This window comes from Algibacter sp. R77976 (assembly GCF_044594645.1).
GTDB lineage: Bacteria > Bacteroidota > Bacteroidia > Flavobacteriales > Flavobacteriaceae > Algibacter_B.
On the sequence record NZ_CP138989.1, the window covers coordinates 2,412,201 to 2,430,902 of the forward strand.

Here is an 18,702-nt window from a genome sequence, read left to right on the forward strand (position 1 = left end):
AGGACTTCCTTTTTTGTTATAAAAATATAATTATATTGCATATATTACCTATAATAACTTATAAGTTTACCCTTTTATTGGCAAATAAAATGAAGCTATTTTTTACATTGCTTTTCTCAATTGTAATTTAAAAATATGATACTAACTGTTTACTTACTTTCAAGCTAAAACTCGATGAATTTTAAAACATTTTTATTGCTCTTTTTGGTTAATATAAACGTATTGTTTGCTCAATTAAGTGAATATAACTTTAGAGACATTAATATATCTAATGGTTTATCTAATAATGCCGTGTCTTCTATAGTTAAGGATAAGCTGGGGCAAATGTGGTTTGCTACAAGTAATGGCTTAAATAAATATAATGGGAGAGAGTTTACGGTTTATAGAAATATTCCAGGAGATAAATATAGTATAAGTAGTAGTGAGGTGCTTAACGTATTGTTAGATAAAGAGGGCAATATTTGGGCAGGAACATTTAATGGTTTAAATAAGTATAATCCAGAAAAAAATACATTTAAAAGATATCATAGGCGTTCTTCTAATAAGTATTCTCTAAGCAATAGTTTGGTGATTAGTAGTTTAGAGGTTTCTGGAGGTAATATTTGGTTTGGTACAGGAAATGGAGTTTCCATATATGAGAAAAAGAAGGATAGATTTTTAAGACTTTTACAAGGAAATGCAACAGATGAGTTTAGAGCTGTTTACGATATTATTCAAGATAAAAAAAACAATAAATGGTTAGCAACTAACAACGGTATTATTAAAGTTGTGAAAGATGAAAACCATAAATTTAGTTTTAAGGAATATCATATAAGCAGTACAAGAACTGATTTTCAAATAAATAATATTTTAGAAATATCTCCAGATATTATAGGTGTGGCTACTAAGTATGATGGTTATCTTATATTTAATATAAAAACAGAACAGTTTAGCCGTCCAAAAGGAATAGATATACCTAAAGATATTGATGTTAGAGATATAGAAATTGATAATGATAATAATTTATGGTTGGCTACTACAAATGGGCTTATTATTGTAACACCATCTAATAAAAAAATTACAATATCAGAAGGTGATGTAACAGGCTATTTTTCTATTCAAAATTTTATTAGAACAATTTATAAGGATAAAAGTGGATTTATGTGGTTAGGCACCCAAAATGGAGGTGTCGTCACATGGGACAAATCTTATCAAAACTTTTTGCATTTTAAAAACAATAATTTAAAAAACAATATTACTAATAGTTTAGTAGCAGACAATAAATCCAATATTTATTTCGCTACAGATGGCGGTATAGTAAGTGTATTAGATAACTCTGGTAATATTTCAGAAGTTTTAAATATAGGTGAATTAGATAAAAATACAGGTTATGCCATAAAGTCTATGTGTTATGTAAAACCTAATTTACTCTTTGTGGGAACTTCTAATAATGGGATGTTGGTTTATGATTTAAAAAAGAAAGAACTTAGAAATGATATTATTTCTTCAGAACTCAAAAGCTATATAGGCAATGTTGCTGTTTTAGATATTAAAAAGGATTCAAAAAATAATATATATATAGGTACTTTTACTAAAGGGTTAATTAGATATAATTTAAATGAAAAGTCTTTAAAAACATACAGCAAGCCGTTATTAGCATCAAGTATTATTAAAAGTATACAAATTGATAAAAATGACAATTTATTGGTTGGGGGAATAGGAGGTTTAACAATATTAAAGTTAAATATAAATGGAACAGCAAATGCAAAAAAATATCTAAAAAATAAATTGTTTAAAACCTTTAATATAAATGCTGTCTATAAAGATAATAACGATAATTATTGGGCCGGAACCGCAACTAATGGATTGTATAAATTAGAAGGAGATACTTTTAAACACGTAGCTATTAGAAAAATAAATAAATTTTCTACGGTAAACTCAATTATTGGAGATAATAGTGGCGTTTTATGGTTAAGTACAGATAGAGGTATTGTAAAATATAACACCATAAGTAAAACAAGTATAGCTTACGATCAGAGAGAGGTTTTATCGAATAATGATTTTAGGCCAAATTCTAGTTTAAAAATTAATGATCAGGTTTATTTTGGAGACCTCCAAGGGGTTACTACATTTAATACAAAAAAACTTTTAAAGAGTACAAACGTAGACAAAGTAATACTCTCAGAGCTTAAGATTAAAAATGAAATTGTCCCTATTACTGATGAAGGAGGTGTGCTATCTAAAAGTATAAATTATTTAGATGTATTAGAACTTAATCATAATAATTCAAATTTTTCTATAAGTTATGCTTTGCCGAATTATGTGAGTTCTAATGGGACTCGATATGCATATCGTTTGAAGGGTTTGGATGATGCATGGACATATACAAAGCAAACAGAAGCCTTTTTTACACTTCAAACAGCGGGTACTTATAGTTTTCAAGTTAAAGCAGCTAATCATGATAATGTTTGGGGAAAAAGAACAACAAAACTTAAAATAATTATTCATCCTGCACCCTGGAAAACTTGGTGGGCTTATACACTTTATATTTTGTTGGCCTTTGCTATATTATATGGTATTATTTGGATGCTTCAATCCAAGTCAAGATTAAAGCATAAATTGGAATTAGAATCGTTAGAAAATAAAAGAAACATAGAGTTAAATCAAGCTAAACTTAAGTTTTTTACAAATATCTCTCATGAATTTAGAACACCTCTAACTTTAATATTAGGGCCACTTCAAAATATATTAAATGATTATTCAGGATCTAATGCTATTTATAAAAAGCTGAAGATTATAGATGGTAGTGCTAATCACTTATTACGTCTTATTAACAGGCTAATGGATTTTAGAAAATTAGAGAGTAATCAATTAAAGCTTCAAGCAGCCGAAGGTAATGTTGTTAAATTCTTACAAGAAATATATTTGTCTTTTTCTGAATATGCTAAACACGGAAATTACAATTATACCTTCAATAAGTCTCACGATAAAATCGAGGTGTATTATGATAGATATAAGCTAGAACGCGTGTTTTATAACTTAATATCAAATGCCTTTAAATACACCAAAAAAGGAGGGGATATTAGTGTAAATATTTATAAAGAAAACAATAAGGTTGTTATTGAAGTTAAAGATTCGGGCGTAGGTGTTCAAGAAGAATATTTAGATAAGATTTTTGATCGTTTTTTTGAGGTTAATAATTACAATGAAACAGATGAAGTATCTCAAAAAGGTACAGGCATAGGGTTGGCTATAGCAAGCAATATAGTAAAGCTTCATCATGGTGAAATTTCAGTAAGTAATTTACAACCACAAGGGGCGGTTTTTACAGTAAAACTAAAGTTGGGGAAAGAGCATTTATCAGAACAAGAAATACAAAAGAATTTTAAAATGAGTGATGATGTATCTCAATATCTCACTCAAATTAATGTGGCAGATGTTCAAGCAACTGATAGTCCAGAAGATTTACTTTTAGAGAAAAAGAAGCACACGATTCTTATTGTCGAAGATAATATTGTGTTACGATCATTTATAAAAGAAATATTAAAACCAAATTATAACGTTATTCAGGCCGAAAATGGTAAAGTAGCATTGCAAAAGGCCATAGAGCATTTACCCGATTTAATAGTAAGTGATGTGGTTATGCCCGAAATGGTAGGGACAGAATTGTGCTCTAAAATTAAAACTACATTGGCAACTAGCCATATTCCAGTTATTCTTTTAACATCACGCTCTTCGTTAATTTACAAATTTGAAGGCTTAGAAAGTGGTGCCGACGACTATATAAGTAAACCTTTTAACCTAAAAGAATTTAACCTTAAAATAAAAAACTTATTAGAGTTTAAACAGCGATTAAAAGATAAGTTTTCATCAGATAAAAATTTCGTAACAACAGATGTTTCTTTAACATCTTTAGACGAAAAGCTGCTTAATAAAGCACTTAAAATAGTAAAAGATAATATTTCTAATCAAGGTTTTAATATTGCCCAATTTTCTGAAGAATTAGGAGTAAGTCGTTCTATGCTTTTTACAAAAATTAAGGCTTGGTCTAATGTAACACCAAATGATTTTATTCAAGAAATAAGGTTGCATCACGCATCAAAATTGTTAGAAATAAATAAATTAAATATTTCTGAAATAGCCTATGAGGTTGGCTTTAAAAGACCTAAATATTTTAGCCAATGTTTCCAGAAGAAGTATGGCCTAACACCATCAGAATTTTCTAAAAAATTTATGAGTTCTAAGAATTAATGGAATATTGAATTTTTAAGATTAAGGCTAAATGTTAGTACAGGACACAACAGGACTATTTTAAGGCTATTATAAGTTAAGTTTGATTTGATATTCCGATTTCAGAGCAAACAATGAAAAACATTCTTACTTTCTTATTATTCGCGCTATATATATCTTTTGGATATGCACAACGCCATATCATAAACTTCAACAATAATTGGCAATTTATTTTAGAAGATAATCCTTCATTTTCAAATAAAAAAATAGATGATTCCTCTTGGAATGTTTTAAACGTTCCTCACGATTGGTCGTTCGAAAAGGGTGTGAGAAAAGGAGGAGACCAAGGACAAGGTGGTGGCTATCACGATGGTGGTATTGGTTGGTACCGCAAGCAGTTCAATGTAAAAAAAGAAAGTCTTTCAAAAATAACATATATCAATTTTGATGGAGTATACATGAATAGCGAAGTATGGGTAAATGGAAATTATCTAGGAAAACGTCCGTATGGTTATATCAGTTTTAGATACGATATATCAAAACACTTAGAAGAAGGAGCGAACATTATCGCTGTTAGAGTAGATAACAGTTTAGAACCTTCCGCTCGTTGGTATCACCCTTGCGGAATTTATGCCGCTGTTAAATTAATTGAGGTAAACGCGGTTCATTTTAAACCCAATACTATTTTTATAAAAACGCCTTCAATTCAAAAAACCAAAGCAACAGTTGTTATTGATGCAGAAATTAATGGTTCTATAAAAGGCTTAAAGTATGATGTAAAACTATTTTCATCAGATGGAAATGTACTTAATAATTTTTGTGGAAAATTAAAGTCGTCACAACCAACTATTGAATTAGAAATTGAGAACCCACAATTATGGAGTCCAGAAAACCCAACCTTATACAAAGCCATTACTCAAATATTAGATGGTAAAAAGATTATAGATGAGGTTGAAACTAATTTCGGTTTTAAAACTGTAGAGTGGAAAACCGAAACAGGTTTTTGGTTAAATGGTGAAAATGTAAAATTAAAAGGAACTTGCGAGCATTGGGAAGGTGGCCCTGTTGGAGGCGCATGGACAAAGCCCATGCTCCGTTGGAAACTTCAATCTTTAAAAGATATGGGGATTAATGCCATTCGCCCTTCGCACAACCCAACTCCACCTATGTTTTATGATATCTGTGATGAAATTGGTTTGTTAGTTATGGACGAAATTTTTGATGGTTGGCACAAAAAAGCACCGCAAGATTATGGCAAACAAGCCTTTGATGAATGGTGGCAACGCGATGTAAAAGAATGGATTACAAGAGATAGAAACCATCCTAGTATTTTTGTATGGAGTTTAGGAAACGAGACACATAGTGATATAGCGCCAGAAATGGTTGAATTTGGTAAAAGTTTAGACCCAACACGTTTGTTTACATCAGGAGCAGGAAACCCTGAAGATATGGATATTCAAGGTGTTAATGGTGGTTCGGAAACAAAGTCGTTTATAGAAAGTAAAACGTTTGATAAACCATTTATTTCTACTGAAGCTCCACATACATGGCAAACACGAGGCTATTACAGAACACAAACGTGGTGGCGCGATAATGAGTTGCCAGGAACGTATGAGTTACCTAATCTAACTGAGAAAGAAGTTTTCTTCTATGAAGGGATAAATCCTAAAAACTGGAGGAACAGAAAACAACGTTTTAATTCCTCTTATGATAATGCTACTGTAAGAGTTTCAGCAAGAAAATATTGGGAAGTTATGCGCGATACACCTTGGCATAGCGGGCATTTCCGTTGGACAGGTTTCGATTATTATGGTGAAGCAGGTTTAGTACACGGCGGCTTACCGTTCAATTTATTTATGGGCGGAGCACTAGATGTAGCAGGTTTTAAAAAAGACCTGTTCTATTTCTATAAAAGCCAATGGACAAAAGAACCTATGATTCATATGTTACCACATTGGACACATCCTAGAATGGAAAAGGGAACAGTTATTCCAGTTTGGGTATATTCTAATGCTGAGGAGGTGGAATTGTTCTTAAACGGAAAATCTCTAGGTAAAGACAAACCAGGAACCATTTGGAACGAGATGCAATGTGAATGGATGGTGCCTTATGAAGCGGGTACTATTGAAGCGATAGCTTATATTGATGGAAAGGAAGTAAAACGCACATCATTTAAAACGAGTAAGCAACCGTCAAAATTAAACACCACATTAATGAAATTAAAAGCTGAGGATGGGTTTGCAGCAAGCTATATTGTAACATCTGAAAGCGTAGATGAAAATAACAACTTCTATCCTTACGGAGAAAATAAAATCTACTACAATATTCAAGGCGATTTAAATAAAGTGTCTATGGAAAATGGAAACCCTATAGATCCTACAAGTAGAACAAAAGCGGATTTTAGAGCTTTGTTTTTTGGAAAAACAAGATTGTTTTTAAGGGCAAAACCAGACGCTGAAATAGCATCAATAATTACTGCATCTATTCTTGGAGATAAAGCATTGTATCTATCCAACAAAATTACTATTGATGCAGAAGATATTTCAATTCTAGGAGATTCGAAAGCATCGAATTTAGAGATTCTATATACCACAAATGGCGACAATCCTGAAACTAATGGATTACGATATAAAGAACCATTTCAAATTTCAGAGGGTACAACAGTAAAAGCTATTGTAAAGAAAAACGGGAAAGTGGTGTTGACTATGGAAGAAACTTTTGGTAAAGATGAAGGCTTGTTTTGGGGTGATGAACATTCCGCAGATATGTGGATCGGTAGAGGTGTAAATATTTCCGCAGAAGACGGAATACTTCAAGGAGGTGCTATAGCAGACAAAAAAGCACGACGTTACAAAGGAACTGGTTTTGTAAGGTTTGATGGAAAAGAAGGCGCTATTACTTGGTACCAAGAAAATGACGGCGAACCAGGTGATTATAGCATACGTTTTAGATATATGCACAATAATGAAGGGAAATTACACCCAATGAAACTGTATGTAAATGATGAATATGTTAGAACCTTGGATTTTAAAGCTACAGGAGGTTGGGAAAAGGAGTGGAAGTTTGTGCCAACCATTATAGTATTGCAATCTGGAGCTAATAATATAAAATTAGAAACTACTGGTGAAAGTGGACCATTCATAGACGAGCTATTTGTAGATTAAAATTTGAAGTATGATGAACGTTATATATGTAATAGCAGTTTTACTAGTGTTAAATGCGTTGTTATTTATATTTAGTACTAATGAAAATAGCAAATAATTAAAAATTCAATCTAATAATACTATGATGAAGAAGGTGTTTTTTATGTGTGTCCTAAGCCTTTTTTTTATAAAAGGATTCTCTCAATCTGAAACAAAACAAGATAGCAAAGATGGTCTTGCAAGTGGTTTTCAAACACCACCACAAGAATCCAAACCCAGAACGTGGTATCACATTAATAGTAGTAATGCTTCCAAAGCAGGATTTACTAAAGATTTAAAAGCCATAAAAGAAGCTGGTATTGGAGGCGTTCTCGTATTCAATGTTACCATGGGTTTACCAGAAGGAGATGTAGCCTACAATTCTCAAGAGCATCGCGATATCTTAGCGCATGGTGCCAAAGAATGCGAAAAACTAGGACTGAGTTTTGGTGTGCATAATTGTGATGGCTGGACCTCTAGTGGTGGTCCTTGGGTGACACCAGAAAATGCCATGAAAGTTGTGGTAAATAGTCAAGTGATAACTAAGGGCGGTCAAGAAGTCAACATACAACTACCACAACCACCAGCAAGACATAATTATTACAAAGATATTGCTGTTGTGGCGTATCCAACCTTAGAAACCGAATTGATTGACGAAAGTGTAAACCCTATTATAACTTCTTCAGATAAAACATTTAATGTAATCTTAGCAACCGATAAACAAACCAATACACACGCAGATCTAAAAGCAAAAGGATGGGTGCAATACGATTATGGAAAAGCGCACACCATCCGTTCAATGAATGTTTTTATCAATAAGCGTAAAGGGCGATTAACGTTATTGAAATCAGACGATGGCGTTAATTTTACAGCAGCCCACAAACCTAAAGAAGAGCGTATTGGTAAAGACGAATGTTATTTCTATGAAAGTTTTAAACCCGTTACAGCACGCTATTTTAGAATAGAAACCGAAATGGATACTGGTATTTATGAAATGCAACTTTCTGCAAGTTCTGTTTTAGGAAATATAATGGAGTACACGTCTTATAGAAAAAATAGACGCCCAATTAGAAATACTGATGCAAAAGCATTCATTAAAAAAGAAGACATTATTGTTTTAACAGATAAAATGAATGCAGATGGCGTTTTAAAGACAACATTACCAGAAGGAAATTGGACAATAATGCGTTTTGGATTCACGGCTTCTGGAGCCACTAACGAACCATCATCAGATGAAGGTAAAGGTCTTGAAGTAGATAAATTCAGTAAAAAAGCATTAAAAGTACATTACGACGCCTTTGTAGGTAAATTGGTAAAACAAGCAAAAGTTGATGCCCCAAATGCATTACAATATGTTGAAATAGATAGTTACGAAGTTGGGCCACAAAACTGGACATACGACATGGAGAAACTATTCCAAGAACGTTTTGGTTACGATTTTACACCGTTTTTATTGATGTATGCTGGTAAAAGTATAGAAAATAATGAAACCATTGAAGGTGTGTTTTGGGACATGAAACAATTGGTAAGCGATTTAATGGTGACTAATTATTTCGATTATTTTTCAGAATTATGTCATCAAGATGGTTTGATATCCTACATTGAACCTTATGGATTTGTAGGGCCTTTTAATAGTTTAGATGCTGGTAGAAATGCTGATATTCCTATGGGTGAATTTTGGTTAGGAAAACCAAACAAACACAAACGCGCAGCTGTATCCGCTGGTCATATTTATGAAAAAAACGTTATTTCTGCAGAAGCCTTTACAAGCACAAAATTAAACTGGAGCTTTCATCCTGCCTTAGCCAAAGAAAAGGGTGATTATGAATGGACGAATGGTATTAACGAGTATATGTTTCATCGTTTCGCACATCAATCCAATACACATGTAAAACCAGGTATGAGTATGAGTTTTGTGGGTTCGCATATAGACCGTACACAAACGTGGTGGGACAATGCAGGTCCAGAATGGTTTCAATATTTAGCAAGAGGCTCTTTTATGTTACGCCAAGGGAACCCTGTATTAGATGTGTTGGTTTTTGTAGGAGATAGAGCGCCAAGTCATGTTGTTCATGCAAACCAAATGCGACCTAAACTTCCAGCGGCTTACAAATACGATTGTGTAAATTCAGATGTGATTGTAAATCGACTAACAGTAGAAAACGGAAAATTAAAATTACCTAATGGCATTACGTATAATGCCTTGTCTTTGCAAAGAAATGATATTATCAATTTAAAAACTTTAAGAGGGATTCATAAATTATCGCAACAAGGCGCTTTAATTGTGGGTAAAAAACCCAAAAAACTAGGAGGGTATAACATTTCCAAAGAAATGAAAGCTGAATTTGATGCTTTAGTAAGAGATATTTGGTCTAACGAAAGAACTTATAGCAATGTAGATTGGGAACAAATTTTTGAAACCAATACGATTCAAAAAGATTTAATTGTAGAAGGGCAATCCGATTTTAATTTTTACCACAGACGTACTGAAAATGAAGATATTTATTTTGTATACAACCATAATCAAACAAACCCCGAAACACTTAACTGTAGTTTTTTAGTAGATGGTAAAATACCTGAACTATGGAATTCTGAAACTGGAGAAATTACAAAACTAGCCGAATATAATCACGAAAACGGTCGTACTAATGTTTCGATCCCTTTGGAACCGCAAGAATCTGTATTTGTTGTTTTTAGAGAATCTTCAGCCAACTATCCAAAAGTAGCTTATATAGACCAAAGTGATTTGCCAAAACCTTCATTTTCATTAGATGAAATGAGTAATCTTGTAATGCAGGTGGGTACAAACGGAAGTTATAAGGCATTGGTAAATACTTCCGAAGAATGGAAAGTTGACGTTACAGATATTCCAAATCCTCTAGAAATAAAAGGGAATTGGCAAATTGATTTTAGAGAAGAAGATTTTTATAAAGCAACCATAAAAACCGATTCCTTGTTTGATTGGACAACAGACAGCACCGAGGAAATTAAACATTATTCTGGAACAGCTATTTACAAAACAACATTCAATATAGAAAAAAGGTTTTTGAAGCCTGATAGACAATTTCAAATCGATTTGGGGCAAGTGGATGTGATTGCAAAAGTTATTTTAAATGGAAAAGATATGGGAGTAAGTTGGATTGCACCGTATACTCTGGATGTGACTTCAGCATTAAAAAAAGGAATGAATACTTTAGAAATAGAAATTACAAACCAATGGACGAATCGTTTAATTGGAGATGAAAAATTACCAAACCAAACGGAGTATGATGTAAGACGAAGTAAACCTGGTTTTGGATCTGAAGATTATAGAGGGAAGTATAAGAAAATGCCAGATTGGTACAGAAATAACCAACCGCTTCCTGAAGGACCTAGAAAAACCTTTAGTGCCTATTCGTTTCAAAAAGCAACCGATGAATTATTGCCTTCTGGATTGTTGGGACCTGTTACGATATCGACATCAAAAATTATAAAAAGAAAATAACGAATGAAAAATATAGTCATTTTAGTTATTCTGTTTTTATGTTTTGGGTGTAATCCATCTTCAGAAAAAGTTGAACCACCCATAACCTTAGAAGAAGGATTTAAAAATCCGCCAAACGAAGCAAAAGCCAGAACGTGGTGGCATTGGATAAGCGGAAATGTATCTAAATCCGGAATTACAAAAGATTTAGAAGCCATGAAACAAGTGGGCATTCAAGAGGCGCAATTGTTCAATGTGCACTTAGGGTTTCCGCAAGGTCCTGTAAAATATTTAAGCGAAGACTGGTTAGATTTATTTAAATTTTCGGCAGAAGAAGCCAAACGTTTGGGCTTAGAATTGGCATTTCATAATAGTGCAGGGTGGTCGTCTAGCGGTGGCCCTTGGGTAACGCCGGAATATGCAATGCAAACTGTGGTTTCTAGTGAATTACCAATTAAAGGAAACCAATTATTTAAAGGTCAATTGCCACAACCTGAAACTAAATTTGATTATTATAAAGATATAGCCGTTTTGGCGTTTCCTAAGCCTAAAGTAGAGTTAAAAATTGACGGTTTAGACTATAAGATGTTATCAGAACGCATTCGAAATCATTTATTACCCGATAAAAAGGAGATTTTAAAAGAGGCTATCATTCAAAAAGAAGAAATCATTAATTTGACTTCAAAATTTTCAAAAGATGGTATTTTAGAATGGGATATTCCCAAAGGAGATTGGGTTATTTTAAGATTGGGGCACACACCAATAGGAACAACCAACCGGCCAGCACCACCAGAAGCCAAAGGTTTAGAGGTGGATAAAATGAGTAAAACAGCTGTAGATGTCTATTGGGAAGGCGGTATTCAACCCATAATCAATAAGCTAGGAGATTTAGTAGGTACAACGGTAAATAATTGCTTAATTGATAGTTACGAGGTAGAAACTACAAATTGGACTGCTGGTTTTGATACGCAGTTTGAGAATTTAAGAGGGTATGATTTAATGGCTTATTTACCAACTTTAGCGGGCTATTATGTAGATAGTGGCGAAGTTTCAGAACGATTTCTTTGGGATTTTAGAAGAACTATAGGCGATTTAATTGCAGAGAATTATTATGCGCATTTTAGAGATTTATGTCATAAAAACGGTATGAAATTTTCTGTAGAACCGTATTGGGGACCATTTGATAATATGCAAGTAGGTGCTACTGGCGATATTGTCATGTGTGAATTTTGGAGTGGTGGTTATCCGTTTTTTGATTCCTCTAAATTTGTTTCTTCTATAGCGCACTTAAATGGTAGTGCTATTGTTGGAGCAGAGTCTTTTACTGGTATTGGTGGTTGGGACAAGCATCCAGCAGATATAAAATCAATTGGAGATAGAGCTTGGGCAGAAGGCATTACACGATTTATTTTTCATACCTATGTGCATCAACCTTGGGATGTGGCACCAGGTTTAGCCTTAAGCTATCACGGTTTTGATTTTAACCGATTAAACACGTGGTGGAAACAGAGTAAAGGGTATATGGATTATTTGGCACGCTCACAGTTTTTATTACAACAAGGTAAAAATGTAGCTGATGTTTTGGTATTTACAGGAGAATCATCGCCAAACACCGCATTTTTAAAGCCAGAAATTAAACAAATGGGCTTTGATTACGATTTAATTGGTGCCAATAAGTTAAAAGACTTAACTGTTAAAGATAGGATAATATATTCCTCAGTTGGAAATGCTTATAATGTTTTGGTATTACCAGAATCTGATTTTATAAAACCAGAAACACTACAAAAAATAAAAGAATTGGTCGCTGGTGGAGCAAAAGTAATTGGTAAAAAACCTTCGCAATCGCCAAGTTTAACTAATTATCCCGCTTGCGATGATTTGGTTGAAACCTATGTTAATGAATTATGGGAAACAGGTTTGGTAAAAGACATTCCGCTTAAAGCTGTTTTAAGTGAGCAAACACCAGATTTTAAAATAGAAAGTAGCGATAAAACAGACCTGAATTTCATCCATAGAAAAACAGATGATGCTGATATTTATTTTATCGCTAATGCTAGAAAAGAGTCTCGAGAGATTATGGTAAGTTTTAGAGTTTCTGGAAAACAACCAGAGTTATGGAATTCAGAAAAAGGCACCACAAAAGATGTCGTGGTTTTTAAAGACAATCAAGATGGTACAACAACAGTACCGTTACAACTAGGTATGGAAGCATCGGTTTTTGTTGTATTTAAGGAGTCTTCAGATTCTAATCATTTAGTTAAAGCTTCAACTGAGTTAGAGACTTCAGAAACAGAATCTCTTTCTAACTTAGAAATAATAAAAGCAGAGTACGGTACATTTTTGCAAGAAGGATTAATCGATATTACTGATAAAGTAAATGATGCCATAAAAGATGGAAAACTAGATTTTAAAATGAGTAGAGCTTTTTGTGATTGCGATCCTGCAATGGGTTATAAAAAAGAGTTTAGAATGGAATACGAAACAGGTAAAACCAAGCATCAAATTTATGCCGAAGAACGAGAGCATATCAATATTGATGCAGGAAATAAACCTCTAAAAGTTTTAAAAGCCGTATTCGGGAAATTTAAAGCAGAAACGAAAGGGATTCCTCAAAATCATAAAACGTATGATGTTACTGATAAAATTAAAGACTTAGTTGCAAACAATACTTTTGATATTTTGGCTGCCAATGAGTTGATAAACAATCAAATTCCAGAAGGATATAAAACCAGCTTAAAAATCACATACAAAACGGATGGAGAAGAACGCACGATGTTCATTCCTAAAGGACAGTTTTTAAAATTATCAAAAGATACATCAAAACCCGAGTTAGTTTATAGTGACGATACTATCAAATGGATAACATCCAATACAGGTAAAATCACTTACGAAAATGCTTCAGGGGAAACAAAAACTACAGAAGTAACCTCCGTACCAGCACCCATTGATTTATCAAACAATTGGGATGTTACTTTTGATTCAAACTTAGAGACATCAGAACGAATAGCATTCAATACGTTAATATCTTGGTCAAATCATAAAGATGAACGTATTCAACACTTTTCAGGAACCGCAACGTATACAAAAGAATTTACAATTTCTGATGAATTGTTATTATCGGATAAAAGCTTAGAACTCGATTTAGGAAGTGTAGCTGTTATAGCTGAAGTCATTATCAATGGGAAAAATGCAGGTGTTCTGTGGAAAGCACCTTTCAGAATGAATATAGATGATTTTGTAAAAAAAGGTGAAAATACTCTTGAAGTAAAAATTACAAACCTTTGGCCTAATAGATTAATTGGAGATGAAGCGTTGCCTTTAGATTTTGAACGCAAAGGCAATAAAATGAAAAAGTTGCCAGATTGGTTGTTACAAAATATTGAACGTCCATCAAAACGTATAACATTTCCATCATGGAAACATTGGCGTAAAGATGATGAATTATTAACTTCAGGCCTTCTAGGACCTGTTAAACTTATAGTATCTAAAATAATAGTGATAAACGAATGATTAAAAAACAATTGATTTTTAGCGTATGCTTATGCTTTTTTATATTAGGATGTAAGTCCAATAAAAAAGACGTAGATTCTAGTGATAAAAAGGAAGAAACAGCAGACTATTTTGCCGACAATGGTTTTGGAAATGCAGTAGCCATAGTACAACATCCATCGGGAGTATATCATAAAGGTATTACTTATGTGGCTTATCAGGGTGCTTTAGAAGATCCGTATGTAGCTTCATATAACCATACTACTAAAGAATGGAAAGGGCCTTATAAAGCAGGCGTGAGTGAAATGGGAAAAGATCCCAACCGTAAAAAGAAAATAGACAATCACGGTAAACCAGCGCTACTTATTGATGATGCAGGATATATACATATTGCTTTTGGAGGCCACGGAGGAACACGAGAAAATGGTGAGAATGTTTTAGGAAACCATCACTATGGTAAAAATTTACATGCGGTCTCTAAAAAACCGTTAGATATTTCTGCATGGGAAACACTAGATAATATTTCATTATTTGGTACCTACAGTCAGTTTATAAAAATGGATAACGGAGATATGTACTTGTTTTATCGTCATGGAGCACATAGAAGTAATTGGGTCTATCAAAAATCTACGGACAACGGTCTTACTTTTGATGAGCCTGTTTCATTTTTAAAACATAAACGCAGAACAAATATTGAAGCCGAAGATTCATGGTATCCATGGGTGAGTAGAGGTAATGGAGATGATATTATTGTGGCCTTCGATTATCATATTTGTAGAGACAATAAGAATGCTCAAGATAAACGAGGGCATATTCCTGAAAGACATAATTTGTATTATATGCTTTTCGATACAAAGACAGGCGAATGGAAAAATGTGAAAAACGAGTTATTAAAAATGCCTTTAACCAAGGAAATGGCAGACGAAAAAGCCTTGGTAAAGAAAATAGCTAATGATTGGACCTTTCAAGGGATAACTGATGTAGACCCTGAGGGAAACCCGCAGGTTTGTGTATTGGTTGGCCCAGATGTAGGTGAAAAAAGGAGCGGTCCGAAACGTATACAGCATTTTAGATGGAATGGGCAAAATTGGCAACAAGGTAATACCACGCATCTTCCTAATGGAGATGGAGATATAGAAGTGAAATCAGCTAAAGAAGTAAGTATATACCTAGAAAGCAAAACCAAGCAAGATGTTGGAGAAATAGGTAGATGGGATAGTTTTGATGGAGGCGCCTCGTTTAATAAAGGGCCTGTTTTGTTAAGTAGAGAGCATTCAGGTTTTGTGATATCAGCTCTTATTAATAATCCACACCCAGATGCTAGAATTATTGTTGGAGAAAAAGAAGAAGGAACAGATTTTAGAAAAATGTATTTGTTGGGTGATAATGGGCCTATTAAGCGGTCTCAAAAAAAGGCTCAAGTATTAAATGATTGATTTTTATGTAATAATAATAATAATAAACTAAAATGACTAACAATGAAAATGTTTAGAAATGTCAGTTTCGTTTTTTTATCTCTTTGTTTGTTTTTCTCTTGTGGAAATAAAGCAAAGAAAAATGTGGTCGTAAACAATTCAAAATCTGAAACAACCTTACAACCACCAAATATAGTATTCATTTTATCTGACGATCAATCTTGGACAGATTATAGTTTTATGGGTGATGAAAATATTGAAACACCACGTTTGGATAAATTTGCTTCAGAAAGTTTAACATTTACCAGAAGTTATGTGCCAACACCTTTATGTTCGCCTTCTTTGGCTACCATAATTACAGGTTTGTATCCAAAAGATCATGGTATTTTAGGAAATGATAAAGTTTACAAACGTGTAAAAGATGATCGCGCAACAAGTCAAAAAAATAGAGCAGAAGCTTATAAACCTATTATTTCGGGTTTTGAAAAGCAAACTACCTTGCCGGATATGTTAAAGGAAAAAGGCTATTTGTCTTTTCAAACAGGAAAATGGTGGCATGGAAATCATAAAGTGGGTGGTTTTGATGATGGAATGACGCATGGAGATCCGAAGCGTGGTGGACGTCATGGAGATTTTGGTTTGACTATTGCCAGAAAAGGTTTAGACACCATTAATAGTTATGTAGATGTTGCCTTAAAAGAAAAAAAGCCATTCTTTTTATGGTATGCACCATTTTTACCACATAGACCTCACAATCCTCCAGCTCGTTTATATGAAAAATACAAAACCAAGACAGACTCAGAACACTTGGCAAAATATTGGGCCATGTGTGAATGGTTTGACGAAACCTGTGGAGAGTTGTTTGATTTAATAGATGAAAAGGGATTAACGGAGAATACCTTATTTGTTTATGTGTGTGATAATGGATGGAAACAAGATCCTACAAAAAGTGGGTATATGAAAGAATCTAAACGTGCGCCGTACGATTTAGGAATTCGTACGCCAATAATGTATAAATGGAAAGGTGAAATTGCACCTAAAATGGATAATAAAACTATTACAAGCAGTATTGATATGGTACCGACTGTGCTTGATATTTTAGGAATTAAAAAACCTGAAAACCTACCAGGAATTAATGTTTTAGACGAAAAAGCATTAAGTGGACGAAAAGGCATATTTGGAGAAGTATATGCGCATGATTTTGATACCATTGAAAATAGTATGTTTTACAATATGGCAATTTTCCCGCCTTATAAAATCATCGTTCCAGACCCAGTTAGAAAGAAAGATGAAGTGGTACAGTTATTTAATATTGATGAAGATCCTTTCGAGAAAAATAACATTGCCGAAAGTAACCCTGAGATTGTTGCTCAATTAACAGAGAAAATTAAAGCTTTTAGAACAGAATAAATTATGAAAAAAGCACAAATCTTATTATTGCTAGTATTTGTTTTTATTTTTTCATGCAATAGTGAAAAAAAGAAGGAAACAAAAGAAGAGCCATCAAAACCCAACGTGTTATTTATAGCTGTTGATGACTTAAATAATTGGATTAGTCCAATTACCGGGTTTTCAAATGCTAAAACACCTAATTTTGATAGGCTTGCAGATATGGGAGTTACTTTTACTAACGCTCATGTGCAAGCACCATTGTGCGGCCCATCAAGAGCCTCTTTAATGACGGGTTTGCGTCCATCTACGACCGGTATTTATGGAATGACACCCGATAATAAAATCCGAAGAGAAGGAAATCCAGCAACCAAGAATATCACATTTCTTCCAGAGTATTTTGAAAACAATGGCTACCATACAATGGGGATTGGTAAATTATTCCATATAAATGCGCCCGATGATGTTTTTAATGAAAATGGTGGAAGAGTAAAAGGTTTTGGACCTTACCCCAAAGAACGATTTGTTTGGGACGGTTTTGGAACCTCGAAATCTAAAAAAGGCAAATACGGACGTACAAGTACAGATTGGGGAGCTTTTCCTGAAAACGATACGTTAATGCCAGATCATCAGTCTGTAAATTGGACTATTGAGCGTTTAAATAGAAAATATGATAAACCTTTCTTTTTAGGTTTGGGATTTTTACGTGTGCATGTACCACTTTACGTGCCTCAAAAATGGTTCGATATGCATCCTTTAGATAGTATAGAAACACCACCATATTTAGCAGACGATTTAAATGATATTCCACCCGTTGGCTTACAAATAAACGATTTGCCAATGATGCCATCTACAAAGTGGGCTAAAGAAACTGGTGAGTGGAAAAAAATAGTTCAGGCCTATTTGGCGTGTATGAGTTATGTAGATTATGAATTAGGTCGTGTTTTAGATGCATTAGAAAATAGTGAATACGCGGATAACACCATTGTTGTTTTATGGTCAGACCATGGATATCGTTTGGGAGAAAAAGGAACCTTTGCAAAACATGCCTTATGGGAAACGGCAACCAAAGCACCTTTAATGTTTGCAGGACCTAATTTACCTAAAGGTAAAAAAATTGATGCACCAACTGAAATGTTATCCATTTACCCTACACTATTGGAGTTAAGCGGACTTCCTGCTTATGAAAGAAATGAAGGTAAGAGCTTGGTGTCAATGATGCAAAACAATGAAGGGTTGGAAAGTGCAAAGGCTATAACAACTTTTGGGATGAATAATCATGCTATTAAGATGAATGGTTATAGATATATTCAATATGAAGATGGTAAAGAAGAGTTTTACGATCATGGTTCTGATCCTAACGAATGGACAAACGAAGCTGAAAATCTAAAATATAAAGCTCAAATTGAAAAAATGAAAGGTTTTTTGCCTAAAGAAAATTCAAAGTGGGATGCAGAATCAAATTATACATTTCAGCCTTATTTTGTAGAACAGAAAGCAAGAATCAATGGAGGAAAAGTAAAACCTGTTAAGGTTATTGGAGCACATAGATAAA

The 18,702-nt window shown here is 33.6% G+C and carries 7 protein-coding genes; all 7 read left to right on the forward strand.

The features are described 5' to 3' along the window. Positions 1 to 174: 174 nt before the first annotated feature. Entirely contained in the window at positions 175 to 4,230 is a 4,056-nt protein-coding gene (locus tag SJY43_RS10350; protein ID WP_396600664.1) for a two-component regulator propeller domain-containing protein, read from the forward strand. A gap of 113 nt (positions 4,231 to 4,343) precedes the next feature. Beyond that, positions 4,344 to 7,373 carry a glycoside hydrolase family 2 TIM barrel-domain containing protein gene (locus SJY43_RS10355; protein WP_396600665.1) on the forward strand — a complete coding sequence of 1,010 codons (3,030 nt, stop codon included), beginning with the start codon at positions 4,344 to 4,346 and terminating at the stop codon, positions 7,371 to 7,373. A 142-nt stretch (positions 7,374 to 7,515) separates the two neighbouring features. Next, positions 7,516 to 10,875, forward strand: coding sequence for a glycosyl hydrolase (locus tag SJY43_RS10360; RefSeq protein ID WP_396600666.1), 3,360 nt, complete (start codon positions 7,516 to 7,518; stop codon positions 10,873 to 10,875). A gap of 3 nt (positions 10,876 to 10,878) precedes the next feature. After that, a complete protein-coding gene (locus tag SJY43_RS10365; RefSeq protein WP_396600667.1) occupies positions 10,879 to 14,364 on the forward strand; it encodes a glycosyl hydrolase in 3,486 nt (1,161 codons plus the stop codon). Beyond that, positions 14,361 to 15,779, forward strand: coding sequence for a BNR-4 repeat-containing protein (locus SJY43_RS10370; RefSeq protein ID WP_396600668.1), 1,419 nt, complete (start codon positions 14,361 to 14,363; stop codon positions 15,777 to 15,779). The genes SJY43_RS10365 and SJY43_RS10370 overlap by 4 nt, the downstream gene beginning before the upstream one ends. A 42-nt stretch (positions 15,780 to 15,821) precedes the next feature. After that, complete coding sequence (locus tag SJY43_RS10375) at positions 15,822 to 17,168, forward strand: sulfatase-like hydrolase/transferase (RefSeq protein ID WP_396600669.1); 1,347 nt, start codon at positions 15,822 to 15,824, stop codon at positions 17,166 to 17,168. Between the two features lie 3 nt (positions 17,169 to 17,171). Further along, positions 17,172 to 18,701, forward strand: coding sequence for a sulfatase (locus tag SJY43_RS10380; RefSeq protein ID WP_396600670.1), 1,530 nt, complete (start codon positions 17,172 to 17,174; stop codon positions 18,699 to 18,701). Position 18,702: the final 1 nt, after the last annotated feature.

Excerpts from the sequence above, each read along its gene's own strand:
- SJY43_RS10355 (WP_396600665.1), top strand. The coding sequence starts at position 4,344 with ATGAAAAACATTCTTACTTTCTTATTATTCGCGCTATATATATCTTTT.
- SJY43_RS10375 (WP_396600669.1), top strand. The coding sequence starts at position 15,822 with ATGAAAATGTTTAGAAATGTCAGTTTCGTTTTTTTATCTCTTTGTTTG.
- SJY43_RS10360 (WP_396600666.1), top strand. The coding sequence starts at position 7,516 with ATGTGTGTCCTAAGCCTTTTTTTTATAAAAGGATTCTCTCAATCTGAA.
- SJY43_RS10380 (WP_396600670.1), top strand. The coding sequence starts at position 17,172 with ATGAAAAAAGCACAAATCTTATTATTGCTAGTATTTGTTTTTATTTTT.
- SJY43_RS10370 (WP_396600668.1), top strand. The coding sequence starts at position 14,361 with ATGATTAAAAAACAATTGATTTTTAGCGTATGCTTATGCTTTTTTATA.
- SJY43_RS10350 (WP_396600664.1), top strand. The coding sequence starts at position 175 with ATGAATTTTAAAACATTTTTATTGCTCTTTTTGGTTAATATAAACGTA.
- SJY43_RS10365 (WP_396600667.1), top strand. The coding sequence starts at position 10,879 with ATGAAAAATATAGTCATTTTAGTTATTCTGTTTTTATGTTTTGGGTGT.